The 26,685-nt window shown below is 59.4% G+C and carries 23 protein-coding genes and 2 pseudogenes; 3 read left to right on the top strand and 22 right to left on the bottom strand.

What is annotated here, in order from left to right; genetic code table 11:
* Positions 1-26 precede the first annotated feature (26 nt).
* The 6 genes and pseudogenes from J2X71_RS09170 to J2X71_RS09145 form a co-directional block, all read right to left on the bottom strand.
* Positions 27-1,418, bottom strand: a complete 1,392-nt coding sequence (locus tag J2X71_RS09170) for an aldehyde dehydrogenase family protein (protein WP_310381477.1) — start codon at positions 1,416-1,418, stop codon at positions 27-29.
* Between the two features lies 1 nt (position 1,419).
* Positions 1,420-3,066, bottom strand: coding sequence for an acetolactate synthase large subunit (locus tag J2X71_RS09165; protein WP_310381475.1), 1,647 nt, complete (start codon positions 3,064-3,066; stop codon positions 1,420-1,422).
* Positions 3,067-3,368: 302 nt separating this feature from the next.
* Positions 3,369-4,199 (bottom strand): DMT family transporter, encoded by an 831-nt coding sequence (locus tag J2X71_RS09160; protein ID WP_310381473.1) that lies wholly within the window; start codon positions 4,197-4,199, stop codon positions 3,369-3,371.
* Positions 4,196-4,777 carry a TetR/AcrR family transcriptional regulator gene (locus J2X71_RS09155; protein WP_310381471.1) on the bottom strand — a complete coding sequence of 194 codons (582 nt, stop codon included), beginning with the start codon at positions 4,775-4,777 and terminating at the stop codon, positions 4,196-4,198. Before J2X71_RS09155 ends, J2X71_RS09160 begins: the two co-directional genes overlap by 4 nt.
* A 208-nt stretch (positions 4,778-4,985) precedes the next feature.
* Positions 4,986-5,129, bottom strand: a pseudogene (locus J2X71_RS09150) (SDR family oxidoreductase); the annotation flags it as partial.
* A gap of 335 nt (positions 5,130-5,464) precedes the next feature.
* The gene (locus tag J2X71_RS09145; protein ID WP_405049702.1) at positions 5,465-5,890 is read right to left on the bottom strand and encodes a transposase; all 426 of its coding nucleotides are present in this window, start codon (positions 5,888-5,890) and stop codon (positions 5,465-5,467) included.
* On the opposite strand from J2X71_RS09145, the gene J2X71_RS09140 reads away from it, so the two are divergent.
* Positions 5,838-5,969 carry a hypothetical protein gene (locus tag J2X71_RS09140; RefSeq protein ID WP_310382193.1) on the top strand — a complete coding sequence of 44 codons (132 nt, stop codon included), beginning with the start codon at positions 5,838-5,840 and terminating at the stop codon, positions 5,967-5,969. The two genes, J2X71_RS09145 and J2X71_RS09140, sit on opposite strands and share 53 nt — an antisense overlap.
* A 763-nt stretch (positions 5,970-6,732) precedes the next feature.
* Here J2X71_RS09140 and J2X71_RS09135 read toward each other — a convergent pair.
* The 11 genes and pseudogenes from J2X71_RS09135 to J2X71_RS09085 form a co-directional block, all read right to left on the bottom strand.
* Positions 6,733-7,674, bottom strand: a complete 942-nt coding sequence (locus J2X71_RS09135; RefSeq protein WP_310381469.1) for an OmpA family protein — start codon at positions 7,672-7,674, stop codon at positions 6,733-6,735.
* Positions 7,668-8,822, bottom strand: coding sequence for a hypothetical protein (locus J2X71_RS09130; protein ID WP_310381467.1), 1,155 nt, complete (start codon positions 8,820-8,822; stop codon positions 7,668-7,670). Before J2X71_RS09130 ends, J2X71_RS09135 begins: the two co-directional genes overlap by 7 nt.
* Entirely contained in the window at positions 8,822-9,652 is an 831-nt protein-coding gene (locus tag J2X71_RS09125; protein ID WP_310381466.1) for a hypothetical protein, read from the bottom strand. Before J2X71_RS09125 ends, J2X71_RS09130 begins: the two co-directional genes overlap by 1 nt.
* Positions 9,630-11,078, bottom strand: a complete 1,449-nt coding sequence (locus J2X71_RS09120) for a hypothetical protein (RefSeq protein ID WP_310381465.1) — start codon at positions 11,076-11,078, stop codon at positions 9,630-9,632. The genes J2X71_RS09125 and J2X71_RS09120 overlap by 23 nt, the downstream gene beginning before the upstream one ends.
* Before the next feature lie 373 nt (positions 11,079-11,451).
* Positions 11,452-11,686, bottom strand: a pseudogene (locus J2X71_RS09115) (ATP-binding cassette domain-containing protein); the annotation flags it as partial.
* Between the two features lie 13 nt (positions 11,687-11,699).
* Complete coding sequence (locus J2X71_RS09110) at positions 11,700-13,400, bottom strand: glycoside hydrolase family 32 protein (RefSeq protein WP_310381463.1); 1,701 nt, start codon at positions 13,398-13,400, stop codon at positions 11,700-11,702.
* A 2-nt stretch (positions 13,401-13,402) separates the two neighbouring features.
* Positions 13,403-14,296, bottom strand: coding sequence for a carbohydrate ABC transporter permease (locus tag J2X71_RS09105; RefSeq protein ID WP_310381461.1), 894 nt, complete (start codon positions 14,294-14,296; stop codon positions 13,403-13,405).
* Positions 14,289-15,221 carry a sugar ABC transporter permease gene (locus tag J2X71_RS09100; protein ID WP_310381459.1) on the bottom strand — a complete coding sequence of 311 codons (933 nt, stop codon included), beginning with the start codon at positions 15,219-15,221 and terminating at the stop codon, positions 14,289-14,291. The genes J2X71_RS09105 and J2X71_RS09100 overlap by 8 nt, the downstream gene beginning before the upstream one ends.
* 72 nt (positions 15,222-15,293) lie before the next feature.
* Positions 15,294-16,586, bottom strand: a complete 1,293-nt coding sequence (locus tag J2X71_RS09095) for a sugar ABC transporter substrate-binding protein (RefSeq protein WP_310381457.1) — start codon at positions 16,584-16,586, stop codon at positions 15,294-15,296.
* Between the two features lie 45 nt (positions 16,587-16,631).
* Positions 16,632-17,642 carry a LacI family DNA-binding transcriptional regulator gene (locus J2X71_RS09090; protein ID WP_310381455.1) on the bottom strand — a complete coding sequence of 337 codons (1,011 nt, stop codon included), beginning with the start codon at positions 17,640-17,642 and terminating at the stop codon, positions 16,632-16,634.
* Positions 17,643-18,410: 768 nt separating this feature from the next.
* The gene (locus tag J2X71_RS09085) at positions 18,411-18,767 is read right to left on the bottom strand and encodes a hypothetical protein (protein WP_310381453.1); all 357 of its coding nucleotides are present in this window, start codon (positions 18,765-18,767) and stop codon (positions 18,411-18,413) included.
* Between the two features lie 567 nt (positions 18,768-19,334).
* Here J2X71_RS09085 and J2X71_RS09080 point away from each other — a divergent pair.
* Positions 19,335-19,688, top strand: a complete 354-nt coding sequence (locus J2X71_RS09080; RefSeq protein WP_310381451.1) for a hypothetical protein — start codon at positions 19,335-19,337, stop codon at positions 19,686-19,688.
* A 252-nt stretch (positions 19,689-19,940) separates the two neighbouring features.
* On the opposite strand, the gene J2X71_RS09075 is transcribed toward J2X71_RS09080, so the two are convergent.
* From J2X71_RS09075 to J2X71_RS09060, 4 genes are all read right to left on the bottom strand, one after another.
* Positions 19,941-20,165: a hypothetical protein gene (locus J2X71_RS09075; protein WP_310381449.1), complete on the bottom strand. Its 225-nt coding sequence runs from the start codon at positions 20,163-20,165 to the stop codon at positions 19,941-19,943.
* Positions 20,166-20,451: 286 nt separating this feature from the next.
* Entirely contained in the window at positions 20,452-21,834 is a 1,383-nt protein-coding gene (locus tag J2X71_RS09070; protein WP_310381447.1) for an MFS transporter, read from the bottom strand.
* Between the two features lie 69 nt (positions 21,835-21,903).
* Complete coding sequence (locus J2X71_RS09065; protein ID WP_310381445.1) at positions 21,904-23,427, bottom strand: aldehyde dehydrogenase; 1,524 nt, start codon at positions 23,425-23,427, stop codon at positions 21,904-21,906.
* Between the two features lie 13 nt (positions 23,428-23,440).
* On the bottom strand, positions 23,441-24,073 hold the full coding sequence (locus tag J2X71_RS09060) for a GntR family transcriptional regulator (RefSeq protein ID WP_162748173.1): 633 nt from the start codon (positions 24,071-24,073) through the stop codon (positions 23,441-23,443).
* A 136-nt stretch (positions 24,074-24,209) separates the two neighbouring features.
* Between J2X71_RS09060 and J2X71_RS09055 the strand changes: the two genes are divergently transcribed.
* Positions 24,210-25,010 (top strand): alpha/beta fold hydrolase, encoded by an 801-nt coding sequence (locus J2X71_RS09055; protein WP_310381442.1) that lies wholly within the window; start codon positions 24,210-24,212, stop codon positions 25,008-25,010.
* An 853-nt stretch (positions 25,011-25,863) separates the two neighbouring features.
* Here the strand turns inward: J2X71_RS09055 and J2X71_RS09050 are convergent.
* A complete protein-coding gene (locus J2X71_RS09050; protein WP_310381440.1) occupies positions 25,864-26,610 on the bottom strand; it encodes a hypothetical protein in 747 nt (248 codons plus the stop codon).
* Positions 26,611-26,685 lie beyond the last annotated feature (75 nt).

The raw sequence follows: 26,685 nt of genomic DNA, 5'->3' as shown, positions 1-26,685 counted from the left end.
CTCCCCTCGGCGCAAGAGGCAAGCGCCTAGCTTACCCCATTGAGAACGACCATCTTGTCATCGGCCATCTCCTGCATCGTCCAAGGGATACCGCCGACGCCATAACCGGACTGGCGGCGACCTGCAAACGGCATCCAGTCCGTCCTAAACGCAGTGTGGTCGTTGATGAGAACGGTGGCTGCATCCAGACGCTTCGCCGCCCGGAGTGCAACGGCGATATCCGAGGAAAATACGCTCGACTGAAACGCATAAGGCAGCGAGTTGGCACTCTGAATTGCATCGTCGAGGTTTCGGTAACCGTAGACGCAGGTCAGCGGGCCGAAGACTTCGAGTTGCGACACCTTTGCGTCCGCCGGCGGATTGAGCAGCACCGACGGCAGCAGCGTCGTTTCCGACAGACGCCCGCCTCCAAGCTGTTTTGTTCCCGCATCAACTGCTTCCCGGATCCAGTTCGCTACCCGCTCCGTTTCGCGTGGCAGGATCAGTGGCCCCACCTCGGTTTGCTTGAGGGTTGGATCGCCGACCCGAAGGGCCTCGACCGCAGCAGCAAGGTTCTGGGTGAACGGCTCCAGGATATCTTCGTGCACGAATATCCGCTGGACCGACACACAGACCTGGCCTGCATGATAGTAGCCTCCTTTGACGATGGGACTGACGACTGCGGCCACATCTGCACTTCGATCAACGATAACCGGTGCAGCACCCCCATGTTCAAGCGCGCATCTCGTGCCTGGCGGCAGCTTGCTCTTGAGATACCAGCCGACTTTCGCAGATCCGATGAAGCTTAAAAACGCGACGCGGGGATCGGTCGCGAAGGATTCAGCAAGCGCGTTGTCATCGGTGACGAAGGTCTGGCACCAGCGTTCGTCCAGGCCGGCATCCCAAAGCAGCTTCACGATTTCGAGGCACGAGATGGGTGTTGTTGCCGCAGGCTTTACGATGACGGGGCATCCGACGGCGATGGCCGGCGCAATTTGATGAACGATGAGGTTGAGGGGATGATTGAATGCCGAGATTTCCGCGACGACACCGATCGGCTCTTTCGTTGTAAACGCCAGGCGATTCAGGCTCGCGGCAGTCAACCCCATCGGGATTTCCTTGCCGCCGAAGTTGCGGATTTCATCGGCGGCGTTGATCAGCCCGTCGATCGCTCGTGTGACTTCGACGATGGCGTCCGCCAGAGGCTTGCCGCCTTCCCGCGCGATCGTCATCGCGAAACGATCCCTGTTGTCGTGCAGCAGTTCCGACGCCTTTCTCAGGATCGCCATGCGCTGATACGCAGGCAACCACCCATCGCGATCGGCAAAGGCTTTCGCGGCAATATCCAGTTTGCGATCAAGCGCGGCGGCGTCATCGGTCGGTAACTCGGTGATGATCGCTCGATCAAACGCCTGATAAACCGTTAAGCTATGCGACATCTCATGCCTCCAGAATAGCCGGGAGCCGTTCGCGCAGCTCTTTCACCAGCACACGTTCATTTTCCGAATAGTCGACGGGGACGTTGACCAGATGCACGCCCCCATCTTTGAACGCATCCTCGAGAACCTGCTTGAGCTGACCGATATCATCGACCCTCGTTCCTTTGGCGCCGTAGGATTGCGCATATTTGACGAAGTCCGGATTGCCGAATGTCATTCCGAAGTCCGGAAATTCGTCGACGGCCTGCTTCCAACGGATCATTCCGTAGGCATCGTCTTCAATCACGAGAACAACAAGGTTCAGTTTCAGCCGAACGGCGGTCTCCAGCTCCTGCGAATTCATCATGAACCCGCCGTCGCCGCAGATCGCCATGACCCGCCGTTGCGGATAAAGCATCGACGCGACCATCGCGGACGGAAGGCCAGCCCCCATCGTCGCGAGCGCGTTGTCGAGAAGCAGAGTGTTCGCCATTTTGGTGCGATAATTGCGAGCGAACCATATCTTGTACATGCCGTTGTCGAGAGCGAGAATGCCATCGTGGGGCATGACCTCTCGGATGTCGTGGACCAGCCTCTGGGGCGTAAACCGTTCCTCAGTCGCCCGGTCCGCGATACGATTGAGAATTCGCTCTCGCAGGTGAAGAAGCGCCTGCGCGTTTGGTAGCTTGCCTTCCAGGCGATCGGCGAGCGCTTTGAGTGACGGCCCGATGTCGCCGATGACCTCGGTCTGAGGAAAATAGACCTGCTCGACCGTCGCCGGCTGGTATCCGACATGAACGACCTTGGGACCGCCCTTGCCCATGATGAACGGAGGCTTTTCGATCGTGTCATGGCCGATCGTGACGATCAGGTCCGCCTGCTCAATGGCCTCGTGGACGTAGTCTCGCTCCGAGAGGGCCGCTGTGCCCATATAGAGCTCGGTTCCCCCTGGAACCGTCCCCTTCCCCATCTGGGTTGTGAAATAAGGGATGCGTGTTCGAATAACGAACTGGGCGATGTCCGACGTGGATCGAGGACGCGAGGCTGCCGCTCCGAACATGAGCAATGGACGCCTGGCCGATGCAATCAGCACAGCCGCACGATCGAGCGCAGCGTCGCTTGCGGTCGGCAGTTCGAGCTGATGCGGCGCCACCAGCGCGATGTCTTCACACTCTTCTGCTGCGATGTCTTCGGGCAGTTCGAGATGAACTGGACCAGGCCGTTCCTCCTGCGCGATCCTGAACGCCTCCCTTACCAGGGTCGGGATCATCTGCGGCGAAACGATCTGACGCGTGAGCTTCGTCAGCGGCTTCATCGATGCGACGACGTCAACGATCTGGAAGCGAGCCTGGCGCGATGAAAGAATACCCTTCTGGCCGGTGATCATCACCATGGGCATTGCGCCGAGAAGAGCATAGGCCGCTCCAGTCGACAGGTTCAGTGCTCCTGGCCCAAGCGTCGTCAGGCACACGCCAGGCTTTCCCGTCAGCCGTCCGTAGGTCGCTGCCATGAACGCAGCTGCCTGTTCGTGTCGCGTGAGCACGAGCTCGATTGACGATTTGCGGATGGATTCGACGACATCGAGGTTTTCTTCGCCTGGAATGCCGAAGATACGCTCCACGCCTTCGTTCTCAAGCGCCGTAATGAGGAGATCAGAGCCTTTGGTCATGGAAGGTGCCTGTGTGCTTTGACGCCGCGGTCAAGGGCGACGCGATGAGAAACGTCAGACGCTGAACATAGGTCGATTTGCGGTCCGAACCAATCGCACCTTAGTGCAGATTTTGCATGCGAGATATGCTCGCAGAACCTCCCTCGAATTTGGAGCAGCCAGTCGATCAAAATCATTGACGGCGCGCACATTGCCTGCGTGCTGCCCCTCCCATTGCCTCGCGCAGTTTGTGTTCAGGAAAAAGATTGGCGAAGAATGCCGGCCAGGCGCCGGCGAGAGGCTTGGGATTTTCGCGGCAGGGTTCAACTCCCGAGCAGGATCGCGCCTGCCGTAACAATAATGCAGGCGAGAATGCGCCGAGCGGTCAAGATTTCGCCAAGGAACAGCCAGCCGATCAAAACGGCGAACACAACGCTTGTTTCCCGTAGCGCCGTGATTGGGCCGGCCGGTCCGAGTGAGAAGGCGGCAACAACCACACCGTAGGCAATCATTGCGACCAAGCCACCCCCGAGGGCCTTCCATGTGTCCGACGCTCGAAAATCGACCCGAAACCGCCGACGCATACCAATGAACGCAACAGGCAGGAACGTGCCATAGAGGACGAGCACCCAGGCAGTATAGGTGCCGCTCTGGCCGGCCCGTCGTACGCCAATGGAGTCGACCGTTGCATAGGCGGCGATGATCGCTCCTGTCGCAAGAGCGAACAGGATGGACGAAGTGGAGGATCTGCCCTTGCCAAGGGATAGGCTCATGATCCCGAGGGCAATGAGAATAACACCTGCAATCTGGAAAGGATCCAGGCGGTCGCCTGCGACGACGAACCCGCCGAGCGTCACAAGAAGCGGTACCGTTCCACGAACGATCGGATAGACCTGCCCCAGTTCCCCATAACGATAGGCCGCGACGAGGAACACGCTATAGCCGACCTGAAGGACGGCAGAGAGAAAGATATAGGACCATGCGGCCGGCGGCGGCAGCGGATAGATGAACAGGAACGGAAGCGCGACAACCGTGCTCGCAAAGCTCATCACGGTGACGGTCCAGAGCCGATCGCCGCCGCTGCGCAGGAAGGCGTTCCATGTGGCGTGAAGGACTGCGGCGAAAAGCGCCAGGCCGATGACGGCGGCGCTCATTGCCGCGCCCTCGTCGCCAGCAGATCGGCTGCGACCTTCCGGGCATTGTCGATCGCCTCTTTCCCCTGGCCCATCTGAGCGAGCATCGTTGCCCCCTCGATCAGCATGAACAGGGTCATGGCGGTATGCGGTGCTCGCCCTTCCGGCATTGACTGCGCCAGGATGTCCCGAATGCGGTCCTGAAGATCACGCTTCTGGCGCATGACAGCCTCGAATACCGCGTGATCCCGCTCGCCGAACTCCGCGAGCGCATGCTGAAACAGGCATCCATGAAAATCCGGACTGTCGAACCAGCGTTCATGCCAATCGAAAACCGCCATGATCTTCTCATCTGGCGTCATTGCGGTTTCCGAAAGCCGGTCGAGCTGGCATTTGAACCGATCCGTCCGCCAGTTCAGGACCTCGACAATCAGGCCGTCCTTGCTGGGAAAATGCCGATACATGGTCATCTTGGCGACCTTGGCCTCGGCAATGATCCGGTCTATGCCCGTGGCGTGGAAGCCGTCGCGCTTGAACAGGGTATAGGCAGTTTCAATAATGTGCTGACGTTTCTCGATGGCAATGGCGCGGGGTGGCACAGCTAGATCCCAAATGAGACAGACCTGTCTCACTCATATGTCAATTAACAGCTTTGGTCAATGAGCGTCGGAATATCGGGATGGCAGCAGCGCCTTCAGCATCGGCAGCAGATGCTTGAAATGGGCGTGACGCGGATCGAGATCGGACCAGGTGGATGGGATGCCGATCAGCGGCTTGCCGGCCCAATCGCCAGTGTCTTATTGGCTCTCACAGACATGCCGACATGCCTCCATCCACGTAAAGTATGTGACCATTGACATAGCTTGAGGCGTCCGAAGCAAGAAAAATACAGGCGCCCGTCAGTTCCTCCAGTCTGCCCCAGCGGCTGGCCGGCGTGCGCCGCCCGATCCAGCTCGAAAGGAAAGTCTCGGGACCTGTGCGTACCGGTTTTGGACTATCGGAGATATCGTGACTGCAGTCGTCAAGGCCGGGTTTAGGGTAGCAACTCTCGACGAGCATCCCGATTGGGTAGACCCGACTATTCCCGGCTCCTTCACACTAATGGTATCAATCGGCCCTTTAATTGGGGAACCTAGTCAAGCCTGTTACCCGTCCCGGGGTCATGGTCCTTTTCGAGGTCATGGCCTCATGATGATGTTCGGGTCGGATGCCTCAATGTGCGCAGCGCGGTTCTGGAGCCGCGGCCGATTGAACGAGGTCACCACAACCACCGTCCCGGCGGGACATCACAGGCCTGGGTCAGCCCTGCGATCTCGGGAGAATGTTACGTCAGACCGGCTCCTTGCCCCACTGGAACGAAGTGCCATCGACCCAGATGCAGTGCAGGATGACGGCCAGTTTTGGGGGCGACGGCGGACCTGTGCCTTCTTCATGCCTTTGCGTTTGGCCAGTCGCAGCCCCCAGGCCTTCAGCGCGCACCAACGCCTCGTTCGATGCAGCAGCATACTGGCCGCCTCGAAGAGATAGGTTCGCAGTAGGCGATCGCCCCATCCAGAGATATGGCCTGTGGCATCCGTCTCGCCCGACTGCTTGCGCCGTGGCGTTAGGCCCAGATAGGCACCAACTGATGCGGCGCTTCGGAAACGGGACGGATCATCAATGGTATGGCGGAAGGAGATCGCCGTCACGACGCCGATACCGGGAACGGTCATCAAGCGCTGCGTCGTCTCGTCAGCTCTTGCCATCTGCCAGACCTGGCGGTCCACCGCATCAAGCTCTTTGCAGACGTAGCCACCTAGTCACGATGTCTGAGCTGATCCGACTAGCAGCTCAGGTCGAATTGTTCACGCCCTAACCCGAACAATTCGCTCAACGCTCGCGCTCCTCGGCGCGAGCTTTTGCCGGATCACGGCTGTGAAGCAGCCCTCAGCCAATCGGGCAATCCTAATGTAGCATGCACCGTTGCGCCAGGTACCCGGGCGAGGCTCGTGCCGACAAGGGATCGAAACTTTGGTCGACGGTACCCAAGCCTTCGTGGAGCGTGAGCGCAGTGTCGCTGCACTAAGCGCCAGACAGCTTTCATGCTAGATTGGCGTTCCGGAAATCCACTACGTCGAGCAAAACAGCCATGGCCGCAGCAAACAAATCGTCCCAAGCGGGAGCGCCACAGAAACGTCGCCACAAATTCCATCCCAAGCGAGACCCGAAGCCACAGGTACTCGCCCAGGCCAATCGCACAGTTTTACGGATGGTTTTCGTGGTGGTAGTTGCTTTTCTCGTCGTCATCGCCGTTCAGGCGCTATGGTAGAGCGAATGACGCTGGCCCGGAGCGGCCATGGTCAACGGAAATTTCCTGGTCTCGGAGCCTCCCGTTGGTGCAGGAGACCACGTTCTAAGCCGCTAACGATATAAAGGTGGCGCTATATCCTGAATGGCACGTTCAGCGATCAGACCCGCCCGTCCCGCGATGCTATCGGACAGGCTAGCAACAGGCTTCCATTGCGAGCCACTTTGGTCACTCACCATACGTGCAAGCTGCTAGCTACGCTCCCGGTCAGGGCTGCAGGGACTCGGCCCGACGCCTGATCCTGATCTCGATGCGGCGACGTTCCTTGACGTCTCCCGCCTGCCCGCTGGTGAGCGTATCACCCGGAATAACCAGCTGGGCAGCTGACATCGGCAACACGGTCACATCCTTCAGCTTCGGATTTTCCTTCAGAATATTCGCAACCGCGATCGCGCGCGCGAGTCCAAGCCCGGCATTATCGGCAGGCTGGAGGGCGTCGACAGGTAACTGACCGTCGATGACGCCGATCGAAGCGTCGTCGAGATTGGATGTGCTTCTGGCGACGCGCTGCTCGTCCGTGTGCCCGATCACCTCGACCACGTCGACCTGGTAACGCTCGAGGTTGTCGGCAATCTGGTCCGCGATCGAGGTCTCAAGCTTGTCCTCGAATTCCCGCGTCAACGCGGCGCTGCCTGACGTGAAGTAATATCCGCCGGCTTCGGAGAGGCTAATGATAGGCGGCCATTCATGGGGTTTGATGTCCCCGTGCAGCAGTTGCTCGAGCTGGTCCGGAGCTTTGTCGAGTTGGATGTTGTTCGCTGCCAGTACCTTTGCGACCGCGGCCAGCTTGGCCAGATCAGCGGGGCTGGCGTCGTTCATTTTCAACCTGTCGATGATCTGCCGGGCAGAGACCAGCTCGCGCCATTCGCTCTCGAATTTCGCGCGATCGGTCGCCGACATGTTCGAGCCGAGTTTCGACTGCACCTCTACGAGCTGGGCGGACAGTTCCTTGTTCTGCTGTTCCAGCTGCGCGAGGCGCTGCTCGGCGTCCATCCGCTGTTTCCGCTCGGCCGTGATCATGGCGGCGGCAACCAGCAACAAGCAGAACACCAGCAGAAGCATGGATTCCGCCATCGTCAGCCCGAGGATGAGCCCGCGGTTGTATCCCTTATGCTCCAGCTTGGGGCTTCCGCTTGCCTGGGTCACCATCTGAACAACCGCCGTTTCGGCTCGTCTAGTGTCGGCCTGGTCTCCGTCTTCTCACCATCCAGGACAACCGGTTCGGCATCCACCGTCGCACTCTCGCTCGCCCCGACCACCTCGACAACGTCTGCCGTTTTCGAAGGGATGGACGGTTGCGGATTTTCCTTGTCACGCTCAAGCGCTTCCGCGATGCGATCCAGCTTATTGTCGATGCTGGTCAAGGGCCTCAATGCTTCATCTACCTTAGCGGACTGCGAGCGTGTTTCCGCGATCCCCTCCTCCATCCGCCTGAGATGGGCATCGGTCATATCCTTGATCGCGTCGATCGTCGGGGTCAGCTCGAACCGGATGACATCCTCGGGCGGCCTGATTTCTCCAAGACGGGTACCGACGCCCTCCACGGCGACACCGAACTTGTCGATGATCGTCGAGAGCTTATCCGTCGTCTCACTCAGTTTCCGTGTCGCTTCCGCTGCCTGATCCGTCACCGACCTGTTGTGATCCTCGATGATCGATGAAAGCTTGGCCGCGGCCTCCTGGATCGGCATGATGGCCTCCCTGGAGATCGCCTCGATCACCTTGCGGATTTCCTCGCCGTTCTTTTCCGCCTGGCGACCGATCTCCTCAAAGCCCTCCGTCAGCATCTGATTGCTGACCCTGCGGTAGTTCGAGAACTCGCGAGCGGACGTGTCGAGCTCGGTTCGGACCCGTCGCGTCATCTCCGCAAGCTCGTGGCGGGCGCTGCGTTCGATGTCGATCGGATCGCGGCGCATCTGGTTGAAGAGGATGCGTAGCGTCACGCCCCCGATTGTCGATGTCACCGCGATACCGAAGTTCCGGACGATCGTCTCGATCGAAGTCTCCCCGGCGAACAGGTAGAGGGATACACCAAGGCTCGAAAGCGTAAATAGGAACCCCATGTAATAGAGGTTGTCGCCCGCCTGCTCATTGTGCAGCCGGAAGCCAGCCAACGCTATCGACGCCAGGAAGTAGATCGCCATTAGCACCAAGGGCACTGCCGTCACGACAAATGTCGACCAGGCGGCGAGCTTCGCCGACCAGATGAAGATCATTCCCCCGATCGTCACCGCTGCGAACAGCACGATAGGAGCCCAGTCCCGAAACGCGGTTCTTCCCGTGTCGTTTGATGCCATCACTCCAGTCCCTCCAGACGGGTGAAACCAGCGAACTCGCCGTTATTCTTCTCTACCCAGGATTTCCAGAACGCAGCCAGCTCCTCCATCTTGAACTTCTGGCCCGGCCGCTGGAACGCTAGGACTTTGACCTGCACCCCATCCAAAGACGTCCGGAATTTCTCCCGCGCAGGACTGCTTTCGAATTTGTCGATCGAAACGCCGTCGCGATAGCTGGAAAACGCCGGGGTATGTTCGACCATATCCGAGGCAACATACAAGGTCTTAGGGATGCCTGCAGGCAAGGGTTGGAAGGCTTCAAGGTTTATGCGTTGGATGCCCGCCATGATCGGCGAGAATTCACCCGAAGCGCCAGACCCGAGTTTGCCCGCGATTTCATCCAGGGGTTTCTGGAAACCCTTCTCCCAGCGTTGCTGCACCAGCTTCGGATTGCTGGTCCACTCGTTGGCCAGATCGCCGCTGCCCGGATTGCAGCCGTGGAAGGTTCTTTCAAGCTCACCTTCCTTCTCGGTCAGCGCGTAGACGTCGATCGCTCCGTTGACCGGAACGCCGGAAACCAAGCGCTGGAACTGGTTCTTGAGGTCAAGCGATGTCGTGCCCGAAATCGGGTCAGTGATATCGAGCAGGATGGCCGTCTCGCTGGTCGGACCCGTCGTCGGGCAGAGAGATGCTTTATCGAGCGAAACACTGGACATCGCCTGGTACTTGAGCCAACCAAAGGCTCCGATCATGGCAAGCGCGACTGCCGAAAGTGCAATCGTCGCCACCACAGCGCCCGTCGAAAAGCCGCCTTTTCTGGAACGACTGCTACGCCGCCTGTTCCGCGCCAACGCCTGCCTCCGGGAATAGATTGTCCAGTCTGTGGTACTGCTCGACGGCCATCTCGAACGCGGAACCGATCTTTCTGATCTGATCGCTGAGTTCTGCTTGGGCGACCTGGATGCGTTCGGACAGAACGCGATCGTCCCATTCTTCGCTCGTTTTCAGGACGGGCGTTATTCGCTCCAGCTTGTACGCGCTCGTAAAATATTGAGGCTCCGGCTCTGTTCTCGCAGCCCGGTTCGCCTCGCGGTAGGCCGTAAGAACAGCATTTGCCGTGCGCTCAAGATGGCTCTGATACTCCGCGAAAAGCCCTGTGGTCCGCGTACGATGAGCGATGATGGCAGCAGACTCCTGGCGGCGCGAGCTCAAATCCCTCACGATCTCTTCGATCTTGTCGTTGTGGTCATCGCGGATTTCACGAAGGTTATCGATCAGGTCCAGCTTTCCAGAAATGTAATTTTGCCGCGCCTCGTCGAGTCGACGCTGGACGCCGGCAAAACCCGGATACGGATCGGTTAGCATGCAGCCGTCGATAAATGCCAGGATCGAGAAGAAAATCCCGATGGCAAAGAGCATCCATGAGTTCAACTCGGTCAAACCGAGCGGGTTCTCCTGAATTCGTCGAATGACCTCGGTCCCCGCCCCTTCCAGAATGGTGGCCGACACCTCGCGATAGTGGGCAAGAGCAAGGTTCACGGCCAGCGCAACGACGATATAGGCGGTAAGGCCGAGCAATCCGCCGAGCTTCATGAGCCATGACCGGTGGACGAGATTTCGAACGCAGAAGAAGGCGAACAACAGCGCAGCGCCGATATTGAGCACCGCGAAGACTACCGCTTCGGTGATGCCCCCGATGATGCCCTGCTCGCTGCCCTTGGCCAGGAAGTTGCCATTCATCACGATCTCGATGAGCACCAGGACGACGAGCAACGCGATCTTGACGCTTGTTGCTCCGGCGCTCGGTACCTTCGCCGCCCGATCCAGCCGATGCTGCCTCTTGAAAGACGTCATCTCGTCTTCGGCGATCTTGAGATCGCGGCGCAAGCCATGGAGTTCGTCGACGCCGCTGGCGATCTCGGCCTTGAAATCGGAAAGACTGGCCGCGTTCGCCTGCCGGATGAGCCCGAATTGCCCCTCGAAATCGAGGTTGCGAAGCCGTCCGTCGAACGTCTGGGACTGATCCTCCAGCACCTGATAGGCTGACGCCTTCTCCTGTTCGATGCGTCCGACGATGCGCTGCTCGACCTCGTCCAGCGACTGTGCCGACGGTGCCGGACGATTAGCCCTTCCGTTTTCGGTACCCTTCTCCCGGACTTCCAGCGTCTGGACCAGTTTGTCCGTATCGAGTGACGGGAAGATCTCCGTGGATGCACGGAAGTCGTGACTAGATTCGCGAACACTGGTCCAGAGCTTGTTTAGTGCTTCAAACGGCAATGCGTCCTCATCGGAAACATGGTTGCGGAAATCCTAACTTGCAATGCGTAGCTCAGAGGTTGTGATCGGTCCAGCACCGGCGTCAACGGTCGGGGTTTAATCGCTCCCCACGGTTAATCTGTGTCGGAAAGAAAGCCCCTATCCTGGGCGGCGGATCAAATGGTTCCGGATCACCGATCCGGACTACCTGAAGCTGCGGATGCGGACATCAATCTACCAAAAAAGTCCAACTCTCTGATCGACTTGAGCGTGCAATGGCGAGAATGTCATCTTCGCGGGTATTCCATCGGAAGTTGATATGGCGCGAAAACGCCGGCACAAGACGACATCGAAATCGACTCCGGCGGTTATCGTCGCGGTGTTGATCTTCGGCGGCGATATCGCGCTCTTTCGGAGCGACGTCGTTGACGACGCGGCCGTCGATGCGGATTTCACCGCCGCTGATATCCTCTAGCCCCCGCCAGCATGCGCAGAAGGGTGGACTTGCCGCAGCCGGACGGCCCGACGAGCGTGACAAACTTACCGCCCTCGATATCCGCGGAAACCCTGTGGATAACGGAGGCCGCACCGTATTGCTTCAGAACCCGGTCGATTGCTACCGATGCCATTGTCTGTCCTCCCTCACAGTTTCAATTGCCAGACGCCGGCTTCTGCGACGGCGCCGGTGAGTGTTGCCGAACGTGCGGCGGCAAAGCCCGGAATGCGTTTGGACCCCGTCCAGCGGCCGTTGTCAGCGAAGACCTCGATGGAGCCGGCATCGAGGAAGATACGCAGGCTCGACGGTTTCGCGCCGGTGGCGACGTAACGTGGCGGCGTCTTACCGGTGCGAGCGTCGAAGACAATCGCCAGACCATCGGCATCGAGTTTCACGCCTAGATCGACATCCGGATGATCGAAGGTGAGATCGAAGGCGGCGCCCGGCTCTGTGAGATCAAGTACGATCTCGACAGCGCCGCTGCCGAGCGGCACGGTCTTGCCGGCGGCAAGCGCGGTGTCGTCCAGCAACTGATGGCGCAGGCTTTTGACGGCTGCGACCGGCGGGGTCAGCACGATGTCGCCGTCGAGAAGCACGCGGCGCGGCAGGGTCATGGTCGTCGGGAAATCGTCCTTCCTGGAAAAATCCGTCCAGTTGGCCAGCCAGGCGATGCCGACCGGCTCATTGCTATCAACGAAGGCCTGGAAGGCATAGGCATCCGAACCGAAATCCAACTCCTGCTCGACCTCCGCCGTGAAGGTGCGGCCATCGAAACTGCCGACGATGACGGAAGTGAGGTTGCGGCGGCCGGTGGCCGGGTCGCGGCTGGTAAGCAGACCGAAGATCAGCGCCCAGCGGGTTTCTGCGTTTTTGCCGGAAAGCCGTACCATGCAGGGGCATTCCGCCGCCGTCATGCCGAAACCGTCCTCGCGATGGATGATGCCGAGGAAGGTCCAGCCATCGGCACCTTGCGCGTCTGCGGTTTCATAGAGCAGTACGACGCCGCCCTTGCTGTCGCGGCTGCCGAGCAGCATCTTCCAGCGGCCGTCCGGGCCTTTGAAGACATAGGGGTCGCGGAAATCGGTGGTGAGGTTCAAGCCTTCCGGGCGCAGCGGCATCACGGTTTCCGACGGGCCGGCGACGATGCCGTCGCGGCTGACGGCGGAAAGCTGGATTTGCTCTTCCGGTTGCCGGTCACGCACATGCTCGGTGTAGAAAACGCGGATTTCCTCGCCTTCTGGGCCGGCGCCGGGGATCGCGGAGCCGGAGAAGGCGCCGCCGCGGCCATCGTCCTTTTCCGATAGATGCGCCGCCGGGAAGAGGAACATGGGCAGATGCGTCCAGCGGACGAAATCCTTCGAGACCGCATGGCCCCAGTGCATAGTGTTCCAACGCGGCTCATGAGGATAATGCTGGTAGAAGAGGTGAACGTTTCCGCCGAACCGTCCAAAACCGTTCGGATCGTTCATCCAGCCGAAGGGCGGGCGGAAGTGGTAGCTGCCGGGCACGTCGGGGGCGGCGGTGCGGGCATCGCTGTACAGGACGCGGATACCCTCCTTCATCACGGCTTCCGGCCGGAAGGCGTAAGCGACGGAGAGCGCTGTGGTTGTCGCATCATAGGACAGCGTGGCACGACCGCCCTTCGCGAGCGTCACAGCGAAGAACTCAAATTCCCCCGTGCGACGGGTCGTGGGCTCGCCGATGTCGTTGCCATCAACGGCGACGAAGAGCTTCGCCTCGCCGCCGGCATGGCGCGCCTTCAGCCAGAGATGCAGCACCGTGCCTTCGGGGAGCTCCGCTTCGATGGTTTCAGGTGCTGACGTTTCGGACTTTGCCTGCAGAGACATGATCAACCTTTCACGGCGGAGCCGACGAATGAACTGACGAACCAGCGCTGGAAAGCCAGATAGAGAATGAGGACGGGGATCATCATCAGCATCGAGGCGGCCATGGCGCGGTCCCAGTAGATGCTGTCCTGTCCGAAGAAGGTGGCGATGGCGACGGCAATCGGCCGAGCATAGTCGGTCTGGGTGACCAGCGTCGGCCAAAGATACTGGTTCCAGCTTTCGATGCCCATGAGGATCGAGACCGTGGCGAGCGCCGGCAGGCTGAGCGGCATGTAGATCGACCGGTAGATGCGGAAGGGCGATGCGCCATCCATTTCCGCCGCTTCATAGAGTTCCTTCGGCAGCTGTGCGAAGAACTGGTAGAAGAGGAAGACATAGAGCGGGCTTGCCACCCAGGGCAGGATTTGCACCGCGAAGGTATCCGTCAGCCCCGCCCGCGACATCATGACGACGAGCGGCATGATGATGCTTTCTTGCGGGATGACATAGAGCGCCACGACCAGCGCCAAGAGCGCCGCCTTGCCGCGCAGCGAGCCCCAGGCCAGAACGAAGCCCGCCATGGAGTTGATGACCAGACCGGAGACGACTGTGGCAACGAGGATCACCAGCGAATTGAAGAGATATCGGCCATAGGCCAGCTCGCCGGAGAAATGGGCGATCTCCTTGTAGTTCGATAGCGTCGGGTCGCTGACCCAGAAGGCGCGGAAGCTGCCCATGTCGGCGAGGATGCGGAAGCGGTCGTCCTTCAGGCTGGCGATCAGCAGCATGAACAGCGGCGAGATCATCACCAGCGCGATGACCAGGATGCAGAGGCTCTGCACGATGCGCAGGCTTCTCTTGCCGTTGCCCCTTGCGATTGCCAGCGGGGTGGGCTGGCTCAAAGCGATATCAGACATCGAAGCGCCTCAGGAGTTTGCGTTGCAGGAGCGCGATCAGAAGAACGATGACGAAGAGGATGACGGAAACGGCCGATGCGTAGCCGAGTTTCTGCTCCTCGAAGCCGGCGCGCACCATGTAGTGGACAACGGTTTCGGTGCTTTCCTTCGGGCCGCCCTGGGTGAGGATCGCCACCTGCGTATAGAGCTTGAAGGCCTGGATGGTAGTGATGACCAGCACGAAGACATGGGTCGGGCGAAGGCCGGGCATGGTGACGTGCCAAAAGCGGCGCAGCGCGCTTGCCCCGTCGATGCGGGCGGCATCGTATAGTTCTTCGGGAATGCCCTGCAGGCCGGCGAGATAGATGATCATCTGAAAGCCGTAGGCCTGCCAGGCTGAAAGCAACACGATGGAGAACATCGCCCAGTTGGGGTCGCCGAGCCAGTCGATCGGCTGGATCGTGCCGCCGGAAAGGAACCCGACGATCTGGTTGAGCGGGCCGCTCGGATACTGGAACAGCGTGCCCCAGATGACGCAGACCACCACCATGGAGGTGATCGCCGGCAGGAAGAACAGGCCGCGCAGCAGGTTTTGCATCGGCAGCTTCTGGTGCAAGAGTAGCGCGGTCAGGAAGGCGAGGCCGCACTGCACCGGCAGCACCCAGATGGTGAAGCGCGTAACGTTCCACAGCGAGGTCCAGAACAGAGGATCGGTGAGGACGCGCTCGAAATTCAGGAGGCCGACGAAGCGCACCGGCGTCGGGCGCGGCACGAGCGGCTGGTTGGTCATCGCCGTCCAGAAGGACAAGAGGAACGGCGTGATCAGGAATATCGTCAGAAGCAGAACGGCAGGCGCGATCATCGCCATTTCCTGCCAGAGCCGCAGCTTGTCGCGGCGTTTCGCCGGATGCCGCAAAGCGGGCGTGGAGGTCTGCTGCAAAGTCATTGTTTCCTCCTCATCGGTCATCCTCCCGAGATAGTCCAGGGCCGGCCGGAGAACCGGCCCCGTCCAAACCCCTTACTGCTGCTTGTCGAAGGGCGGGTAGCCGGCGTTGTCCTCGATATCCTCGTCGATCTTCTTGGCAGCCGCCGTCAGCGCTTCCTGCGCGTCACCACCGTTGAAGATCTTGTCGACGGCCTGCATGAAGGCCGAGGTGATCGTCGGATAGGCCGGGTGCGGCGGACGGGCGACCGCGGTCTTGGAAGCCTGCTCAAAGGCGATGGCGAGCGGACCGCCTTCCGCATAGAGGGGGGATTCGGCAGCGAAGCTCTTCAGGCCCGGATAGGCGGACTGGGTCTTGGCGTACTCCCGATACTCCTTGTCCTTCAGCAGAAAGCTCAGGAACTTGCCGGCGATCTCAGGGTTTTCCGAGGTCGCGGAAATGCCCCAGATCCAGGTGCCGTTCGGGCTCACGCCCTTGTCGCCGATCTTCGGCAGCGGCATGACGACAATATTGTCCTTCATCGCTGCCGATGCTTCCGCGTAGAACCAGTGGCCGCCCATAGCGAGGGCGGCCGGCTGTCCCTCGGCGTAGAACTGGTTGGTGCCCGACGAAGTCGGTACGACCCAGCCCTTCTTCACCCAGTCCTGCATCATCGTCAACGCCTTGACGCAGGCCTCGCCATCGAGCGTGCCGCTGGCCTTCCAAGTCTTGCGGTCGATCAGGTCGCAGCCGGCGCTTTCGAGCAGGGGGCCGTAGGCATAGGTGATCCACTCAGTCTTGATGCCGTAGCCCCGGAAGGTGTCGATCGGCCACTTCACGCCTTCGAGCTTGGTAAGCTTTTCGAGATAGCCTTCGAATTCCTCGCGGGTCCAGGCATCGTCGACCGATTTTGGAATGCGGGCGCCAATTGCTTCAAGATATTTCTTGTTGCCGTAGAGCACGACTGAGGAGTCGGTGAGGCCGATCGCATAGAGATCCTTGTCGATCGGATAGGTGCCCTGGGCGATATTCGAATCCGTCATGTCATCGAGCAGATCCTTGTCAATGAGCGGCTTGACGGGCTGCAGATAGCCGGACCAGACATAATTGGCGAGGAACGGAGCATCGAGTTCCATTATATCGGGCAGCTGCTTGGCCATGACGGCGGCGCTGAACTTTTCGTTGTAGGCATCGTGCGGCGCGTAGATCATCTCGATGTCGACATCGGGATTGGCGGCCTCGAAGCGTGTGGCAACGTCGCCATAGGCCTTCACCCAGCCGGGATCGCCCTGGTGCATAACGTGGATGACGGTCTTCGCCTCGGCAAAACCGGCGGTTGCGACAAGCGCGGCGGACGCGAAGAGTGCGGAAAGTAAACGATTACCCATTAAAATCCTCATTGGCATTCTCCTCCTATTGGACGCTATCGATGTTCAGACGGATGCCCGTTCGACCAGATGGAACGGCAGTTTCCGCAGATGCGGCGGTTCGGGCTGCTCGGCCAAGAGGATCTCTATGGCAAGGCGGCCCATGGCGCGGTGCGGCAGGGCCATCGTCGTCAATGGCGGGTCCAGCCGCGAGGCAAGCTCGACCTGGTTGTCGAAGCTTGCCACCGCGATATCATCCGGAATGCGAAGGCCGGCACGGGCAAGCGCCGCATAGACTTCCATCGCGACGCGGTCATTGCCGCACAGGATGGCGTCCGGCCGTTGACCGGATTTCAGAAGCGCCTCCACATGAGAGGCAACAAGGCTTGGCGCGCGGTCGCTGTAGACGCTGCGGCGCACCGCCGGCAACACGCCGACGGGGTCGATGCCCCCCTCCTCAAGCGCCGCACGAAACCCGATCTCGCGTAGCGTGCCGGCGAGAATGCCCGGCAGGTTGATGAAGGCGATGCGCCGGCGGCCAGCGACGAGGAGATAACGCACGATCTCCCGCGCGCCGCCTTCTTCGTCCGGCACCAGCGCGGTGACGCGGCCGGCAGCCTCGCGGCAGTTGATCATGACGCCGACGGCACCCGCCAACCTGTCCGACAGGGCGACATCCTTGTGATACATGGCGGCATAAGCAACGGCGCGCGGCCGGAACTGCTGCACCTCGTCGAGCACCGAGCCAATAGACTGGCCGCTGCTGTGGTTGACCGCAAAGACCGCCATACCGGCGCCGCGGGCCGCCCCGTCGAGGCCACGCACGATCTCGGTGGCGAAGGGCGAAGTGATGAGGCCATCGGAGACGACGCCGATCAGCGGCAGCCAGCCCTGACGCACGCCACGCGCCGCAAGGTTGGTCACATAGCCGAGTTCTTCCGCAATGGCCTTGATCTTCTGACGCGTATCGTCCGACATGCGGGCGGAGCCGCCGTGCAATGCGCCGGAAACCGTCTTTACCGAGACGCCCGCACGCTGGGCGATGTCAGAAAGCGATACTGCCACGATCCTCCCCATCCTCCTTGGGTTATCGATTACCCATTAGCGGCGGCGGACGCGTTTTGTCAAGCGGCTTTTTATGCGCACTGCTCGGCGTTCCGAACACCTATCTGACGCAGTTTTGATGATGACTTTGCCTTATCCAGGACCGATGACGCGGGGCTTAGGATCGCCCGCGGCCTCTCACAGGAGCGCCCTGCGCTAGAAGCAAACCTCGAGCGTGTTTCAATCTCTCAAATCTAGCGCAAGCAAATCAACCCGCGTATTGACTCTCTGGGTAAGATTGCCAGTGTTCTTGAATGCAAAGTGTTCGAACTCCTTGTGGAACCCGGCGAGGGCGAACAGCCGCAGGCAAACCTTCGACCAGGGCGCCGAAACTACACTACGGCAATCTCGAACAGGCGAATTGTTATCAAGCGGTATCGGCCGCCTTGAGGAGAATCGAACCCACTCGCCTTTAATTATTCACTAAATCATTGAAAACACACGTCTGAGGCGTCGTCCAGTTTATGGAACTATTTGCCGACGGCAGCAATCTCAGGTCCCAAAAGGCGAAAGATCTGAGCCTTGACCTTTTTATCTCACCTAAATCCCCAAGAGCACGAGCACGCAGGTGTGCCCCCATGGAAAGCGAACTGACGAGGTGGGCCAATTCTGGCAGCCGGGCAGACCGGAACATTAGTCTAAAATACCTGAATAACCATTCTCCGGTATCGGTAGAGATTTCCGCTGCCCGGCTGGTCCTGCAGCATGGACTGACGATCATTGTCCATGCTGTGAGGCGTCTTAGCGTACGAAGAAGGTAACGCTGCCGTCGGCGGCCTGTTCGGCGTCAACGATATTGTCGACTTTTACATCGTCCTGATTCAGCTTGCGAACAAGATCCTTGTTTTCGCTGATCGAGGCTAGGATCGCGCGCAACTGGTTGTCCGTGCGGCCCGGTGCGGAGAGGCCGCGGGTCTCATGTTCCGGATCGTTGTCCCAGTTTCCGACGTAACGAACATTGAAGTCGGAATTGAAGGAACGAAGGGTCTGGGCAATTTCGGGGGCTGTGTTCATCGCGATGCTTTCGGCACGGCTGACGCCGGCCAGAGCCAGAGATGCAAAGGCTGCAACAAAGGCAATCTTGAATCTGCTGTTCATCTTAATTCTCCTTTAGGGTTGATCTACCTCAATCATGGTCGGCAATCGATGGTGGGGGTGACCATCAACTACCGGCCGTCTTGGGCAGCGGTCAGACGATGGCCCGAAAATGGCAGTTCGAAAATCAGACGCCTGTTCAGGCTTGTTCAGACCTATGTCTAGGTGGATTTCCAACATTTGCCATGACTGTGACAAACTTGGGTTGCACGTGCCGAGCGACGATCAGCGAAAGCAACGAAGCCGATCTCGTCATTCCCCATGCCGCACGGTTCCTCGTCGGCAGCGCCCATGGCCGCCTGCTGCAAGGGCACCTGTGCCACTGGTTACACGGAGCGATGCGACTGAAGGCTGGGTTCGTCACCCGATAATGGAGAATTTTCGCGAGCGTTGAGAATCAGTTTGCGAACGCCTTGCCTTGGAAGAATTTCGGCAATTCGAAATTATTCCATATCTTTCTCGCGATCAGTTGTGACCAAGATATGATCTATCCGCGGCTAGGAGAGGCCAATTTCACTGCACATATATTTCTTGCGGTTCACGACAGACCGCTTTGCAAGGAATAAGACTATGGTTATGTTTCGTAAGATCATCTCGGCGGGCCTTGTTACGCTAACACTGGCTGCTGCTTCTATTGCAGCAACCACACCTGCCCTCGCTCACGAAGGCGGTGGCCACGGCGGTGCCGGTTTCTCGGCTGGTGGCGGCCACTTCAGCGGCGGAAATTTCGCCGGGCGCGGCTTCGGAGGACATCAATTTGGCGGCCCAGGCCATTTTGACGGACAACGCGACGGTCGCTTCGCCTTCCATGATAGAAATCGTCTGTTCTTCGGCGATGATGACGACTACTATCCGGATTACTGCCAGCCGGAATGGCGCCTCAACCGGTACGGCCATCGCGTGCTGGTGGAAGTCTGCTCCTGATGAGGGTTGCATCGGCCCCTGCCGGCGAGCGGCAAACGATCTTCGAAGCGCCGCTCGCGCATCTGCATGCCACATCGTCCCGCCGGGCTGCGATCACACTGACCTGCCAGGACGAGGAGGCCTCATCTGGTGCTCGATGGATTGCTGACCAGACCCAGCCAGAGCAGAGGATGCCAACAGGTCAAAGGTAATTTTGATTCCGGAGCATAATAAGCTGAACGATTTTCGTGTCGAAGATCGTGACATAAAAATTCAATACCAGTGGTTCCGGCAGTCCACGCTTGTTGAATCACCATCGACTTCCACCGTCAGATTCGAATTGTTGTAACTGGTAACTTCGCGCAGGACAAAAAGTGTCAGATTCTCCGCGATAATGTCGCGCATCGCCCGGTCGACAATCTCTGGTTTTCCGGAATATTCGGACAGCTGGTCGTTGACCAGGGCGTCCTCTGCAAAACAGCAGACAAGCCCTTCCAAGTCCGCTGCGTTGACTGCCTTGACGAACGTCCGACCGGATAGGGAAGCGGCGGCGTCCGGCTTGGAAGAACCTCTAGGAGTCGGTTCAACCCACCGGCTGTGCCTCCGTCCGTTGACATGTTATGCTATTGAGAAGAAGTGCGAATCCGACGAAAGCGTCAGATGGTCTCCCAACACGGGCAGCGCCCTAGCCGTAAAAGATGCGGCCCAAATGTTGAGCCGGCAGGATTTTGAACTGGAACAAGCGAAACGGACAGACCGCATCTGCCCGGCGATGGAAATGATATCAGCTTGGCGTTTGTCTCCCGACGGGAACGCGCTCGACAGCGCGATCGGTTTCGGGCTGCGTTAGTTCCTCCAGGCGCCTTGCCTTCGGTTCGATGCCGAAAACAGCCACGACGATGATCTGAAGCGCCAGTAGGCCGATCATCATGACGAGCACACCGGATACTCCATGCGACTGGAAAAGCGAGACGACGATGAAGGGCGTTACGATGGTGGCTCCTCGCCCCAGGGTCTGGCATATCCCGGAAGCGCGCAGGCGCACCTCTGTCGGAAACAGCTCGGGGATATAGATGCCGAAGAGCAGTGCGACCAGAATATAGATCGGCACGGTCAGCGCAAAACCGACAACCGGCAACCAGACGGGGTCGGATACTTGCGGGTAGATGATGCCGAAGACGATCGCGAGCAGGGATGCACCGATAATCGTCGGTTTGCGGCCCCATGCGTCCGAGGTAAGGGCGCCGATCGCCGAGCCGACAGGAGCGCCCAGACCCATGAGAAGAGCAAAGCCGAAGGATTTCGCCGTGCTAAGGCCCTGGCTGACGAAGAACGTGGGAAGCCAGGTCACGAAGCCGTAAAGCAGTGTGTTCACCACTACCAGCGTAACGCATCCGACGAACATGCGCGACAGCATCGGCGGCCGGAAGAGCGCCGACATCTCGACGCGCGGCAGGACCGCCGCCGGGCTTGGAGGTGGCAGCGGCCGGCCCTCTGAAATCTCGGCCTCGATCCTGGATACGAGCTCCTCCGCTTCACCTGTCCTACCGACCGATTCCAGCCACCGCGGGGATTCCGGCAGCTTTTTACGCATGTACCAGATAGCGAGCGCGGCGACGCCGCCGATGACGAACATCGTTCGCCAGCCGAAGAGCGGAATGATCAGATAGCCCAGAAGCGCGGCGGCGGGCAGTCCTGTTACGACGAAGACCGCCATCAGGCCGAGCCAGCGTCCGCGCGTGCGCGACGGCACGAATTCTGTCATTGTCGAATAGCCGACGACATTTTCCGCGCCCAATCCGACGCCGATCAGGAAGCGGAGGAAGATCAGCACGTTCATGGTTGGAGCAAAAGCCGCGGCGATCGAGGCCAAGCCGAAGAGAAGCAGGTTGATCTGATAGGTGAAGCGTCGTCCATAGCGGTCTCCGAGGAAACCCGTCGCGAATGCGCCAAGCATCATCCCGACAAAGGTTGCGGAAACGAAAAAGGCATTCTGGCCGAGAGTCGAAAATCCGCTTGCAAGCGTCGCTCCAAGCACGGTCGCGGCAAGGTAGATGTCGAAGCCATCGAGGAACATACCGATCCCGATGAGCCACATGATGCGATAGTGGAACATACCGGTGGGCAGCCGATCGAGGCGCCCACCTGCATTGACGATGGTCGACATTATCTCCTCCTGAGATCAATCGTGGGTCGCGAGGCGGAGAATTCCTCCGCTACCGCCTCGCGCTATCCGTCAGTTCAGACGGGTTTGCGTTGCGGTGGCGCTGTACCAGTCGAAGGGCTTGTCTACGGTTGCCACCATGACGCTCTTGACGTTGAAGTGGTCGTTGAAGCTTTCCAGCCCGAACTCACGGCCGATGCCGCTTTCGCCGACACCTCCCCAGGGAGATGCCGGATCCAGGCGGTGGTGGTCGTTGACCCAGACAATCCCAGCCTTCACGCCGGCGGCGACGCGGTGTGCGCGGGCAACATCGCGGGTGCGGATTGCAGCTCCGAGGCCGAAGGGCGAATCATTGGCGAGGCGCAGCGCCTCCGCTTCATCCTTGAAGGGCGTGACGCTGGTGAATGGCCCGAATACCTCTTCCTGAAAGACGCGCATATCCGCTTTGACGTCGGCAAACACGGTCGGCTGGACGAAATAGCCGCCTTCAAATCCCGGTACGTTTGCGACGTCGCCGCCCGCGACCGCACGGGCTCCGGCTTCGCGGCCGAGCTGGGAATAAGTCAGGACGCGCTCGCGTTGTCTGGCCGAAATAACGGGGCCAAGCTGGGTCTCAGGATCGAAGGGGTTTCCGATCCGGAGGGAGCGCGCCTTGGCGGCAAGTTTTTCGACAAAGGCATCGTAGATCGATTCCTGGACGAGATGCCGGCTGCCGCACACGCATGTCTGGCCCGCCCCGATGAAGGCGCTAAAGGCGGCATAATTCACTGCCTGATCGACGTCGAAGTCGTCAAACACCATGACGGCCGTCTTGCCGCCAAGCTCCAGCGTCTGATGCGCGAACACTTTCGCTGCGGCGCTGCCTGCAATCCGGCCTGCTTCCGTGCCGCCGGTCAGCACGAGCTTGTTGATGTCGGGGTGCTCTGCCAGGAATCGGCCGGCTTCGGGGCCGTAGCCAAGGACGACGTTGAACACACCTTTCGGGAGGCCGGCCTCAACGAAGATGTCCGCAAGTTTCAAGGTGGTCAGCGGGGTATATTCCGACGGCTTCACGACGGTCGTGCATCCAGATGCCAAAACCGCGGCAAGTGACTTGCACATGATCATCAGCGGATGGTTGAACGGCGTGCAGTTGGCGACGACGCCGATCGGCGTGCGCAGCGTGTAGTTGAGATAGGACCCTTCGACCGGAATGACATCATCGCGGCGGGCAATTGCAAGGCCAGCAAAGTAGCGGAAGAAATCCGGAAGCCGCGAGAGTTGCGCCCGCGTCTCATTGAGCGGCCTGCCGTTATTCAGCGTCTCCAGGCGGTACAGGGTCTCAAGGTTAGCCTCAAAAGCATCGGCCAGTCTGTTGACGAGGCGGGCCCGCGCGCGAATATCCATTCCACCCCATTCGCGGCCTTCGAAAGCTGCACGGGCACTCTTCATCGCACGATCGATATCGGCAGGTGTCGAGTTCGGGATGCGCGCGATCACCATTCCGGTCGCCGGGTTGCGGACATCGATGAAGGTGCCGTTGCCAGCTTCGATTTCCTTGCCATCTACGAAATTACCGTGGGTCTTCACGGCAGGATCACGGGTCGTCTGGTTCATGGGTTTTCTCCAATCAAGACCTGACAGCGCTCCGCCCGAGGGCGGATAGGACACGCTTCTGGCCATCAATCACATGGGCACTGATAAGTTTGCGCGCGGCGCGGACATCGCGCCGCTGCACGGCCTCGATGATAGCGCCGTGTTCACCAACGAGCTTTTGCGGATCTCGTCCCTTGATGGCGCTGACGGAAAGGCGGACCAGGCGGTCGGCCTGATCAAGAACGTCCCTGATGGCGGCCTCCATCCGGCTATTGCCGGAGGCTGCGGCGAGCGCATCATGAAAAGCTCTGTTGTAATCGATAAAATCCTCTTCAGGCCCGATGGATCGAAAACGATCGAGGGCAGACAGTGTCTGATCGTCAGCGCTCTCGATCGCAGCCGCGACACATGCGGGCTCCAGCGCAAGGCGGAACTGGAAGAGATCCCGGACATCCTTCATCGAAATCGGATTGACCTGATAGCCTTGGCGCGGCTGCACAGTCACCAGCCGATCCTGCTGCAATCGCAATAATGCTTCCCGGATCGGCTGTCGGCTGACCTCATAACGGGCAGCGAGATCCTGTTCGCGGATCTCCTCGCCCGGCATCAAGCGGCAGGTCAAGATTTCGGTGCGAAGCGCGTCGTAGATATTTTCTCTGAGCAGCAAGTTCGTATCTCGCCTCTGGCATAAGCGCATTTCGTGATATTTCACGAGACGAGTCTTACACCTGAAAAATAAGGATTTGCAACACACAAAAATGGGATTTATGAAATATCAAGACAGACGCATTTGTGGATTTGTGATGGACAAGAAAATGAACCTTTACGTGGCAGGTCGCGGACAGCCGCTGATCCTGCTTCATTCGCTGCTGTCCGACCGTGAAAGTTTCGATAGGATAATGCCCGCGCTCACTGCGCATTATCGAGTGATCGTCCCCGATCTTCCAGGTTTTGGCGGATCGCCCGCGAGCTTGGAAGGTTTTGACGAAACCGCCGATCGTATCGCAAGCCTGATCGAAGCATTTGCGGCGAATGGGGAAGCTGCCCTGATCGGAAATGGTTTCGGCGCATTCGTGGCGCTCCAGACTGCGATCAAGCATCCTGCGCTAGTATCCCGTCTTGTTCTGATAGGCTGTGGGGCAAGATTTTCGGACGAGGGCAGGGAGGCGTTTCGAAAGATGGCGGCGGCCGCGTCAGCGGCCGGGCTTGCCGCGATTGCCGAAACCGCGATGAACAGATTGTTTGCCGCCGAATTTCAAGAAAGCCATCCTGATCTCATGCAGGATCGTCGCCAGGCGTTTCTCCGCACGAATGTGGGGGTTTTTTGCGAGGCCTGCGACGCACTCGCTTCGCTTGATCTGTCGGCCAGCGTTTCGGCGGCGCGCTGCCCGACACTGGTCATTGTCGGAGATGAAGATCGGGCAACACCACCAGAGATGGCCTATGATCTGGTCGGACGGCTTCGCGATGCCAGATTATCCATACTCAAGGGCTGTGCGCATGTACCGCCACTGCAAGCGCCCGACGAGGTTATCGCCCTACTTGATCAATTTCTCGCAGCCCCTGTTTCTGCCCCCCCAAAGACGATCTCACTCGATCGGTAGGAAGGGTTTCTTCGTGTCGCTGGCTGGGTTTTACAAAATTCGACTGTGAATTGGCGCCGAAGGTTGACCCCATTACCGTATCTGCGTAAGGCTTTGATTTACATATACGAAATGGAAATCGAACGGGGTCACGGTCGGCGCCGATGATGACCCTACCCGGTTTGCGAATTTGCATGCAAAGTTATGCACCTGTTGCCTTTTGGCTGGGGGCCAACCTTCGGCGCTCATTCACAAATTCCGCGATCGGTTCCCAGAATACGTTGACCTGGGTGTCCGGCTGTTAGGCAATTTCTGTGAACATCGGCGAGATGGTGGATTAAAGACGCCCGCTGGCTGTGACTGCCCGTAAACGGTCGTGGCTGCACCAGCCTAGCGAAGTCCATAGAAAGCCCAAGGGTATTGCTCCGCAACCTGCCGCGACTGACCGTCGGTACCTGCGGCGTTTGTCGAGAGGGGAGTGCGAGGAGCCATAGTCCCACGTTCCGAAAACGAGAGTGGAAAGCGTCCAGAAGAGGATGCCGACTTGCCCCCGGATCGAGGGCCAGCCGACGGTAGACCTCATGAGCTTGCGGTAGAAATACAAGAGAAAAGGCCGGGGCAGCGGCGCCTGCGCCTGATGGATTTCCGTTAGCACCAGCGCGATCCGGCTTCTCAATCGCCACAGCACATGCCGCAAACCTGATACCTTCATGAGCCACCTCCCCCCAAGACTCATCGCCACACACCCTTGCTCGCAGCGCGTCGAGAATTCCGGCATACCCATTCTTTCGCTACGCCTAGTCGGTGCGACGGGCTGTAAGGTACAAAGCCTCTTCTTCTTCCGTCTCCTGCTGCCAGCCCGACGTCTCTTGAGTCACCCTGTAGACGGGATCAGCATCATACCCGCGAATAACGATGGGTTGCCGTTCCTTGATCTTTCCGATGTAGGATCCCAGTTTGAAACGTGTGTCTTGATCTTGTCTGGTCCAAGCACGGCGAAGCCGTCGGGAAACACCGCGCCGCCATTTTCCTTGGCTCGCTCAATCAAGCTCGGCTCCATGGGCGCAAGAGCTGCGAGAGGATCAATTTCCGACCGTTCCGCGCTAAACGCCTTGAATACCGTCTCTGCGACATTGAGTTCGAGCGCGAATTCGTTGACCAACGGCCAACCTGCCCAATCGTATTCAGCAAACACATCGGCATTCGGACCTGCCCAGAAACGAGAACCGAGGTAGGGCGAAGGAAAACCCAGAAGCCATTTCCGGTCCAACCAGTCAGTGAGCAGTCCGATCTCGGGGGAAAGCCAACGCCCGGCGCGCGCCGCGGATGCTATACGAGGACCGAACATCAGAGTCATCACCGTCTGATAGTTGCCGAGCCTCACCAGTCGGGGGTCGCTGGAACCTTCACCCGGTCCCGGGTCGGCCGAAACCGCAGTGTGATTGACATGCAGCTCAGCCTTGCTGGGCGATTTCATCCAGGAGCCGATCGAAAAAACATGCGACGCAAAGCTGCCGCCGATCTCGGCGCCCAGATGCGGTGACACCTGGTCGGTACAGCCTCTCTCGACGATGCCTATGAAAGCCGACCGATGGGTACCTTGCGTGGCCTTGGACTCCAACACCTATCACTAAACCATCAGTTCCGGTGGCGGCGTGTCATGGTCCTGACTTCAAAAATCGCGTTTGTGTGTTCT

Origin of the sequence: Rhizobium sp. 1399, assembly GCF_031455475.1 — a bacterium.
GTDB lineage: Bacteria > Pseudomonadota > Alphaproteobacteria > Rhizobiales > Rhizobiaceae > Rhizobium.
Note: the sequence above shows the minus strand (reverse complement) of the source record. Positions and strands in the feature narration are given on the sequence as shown.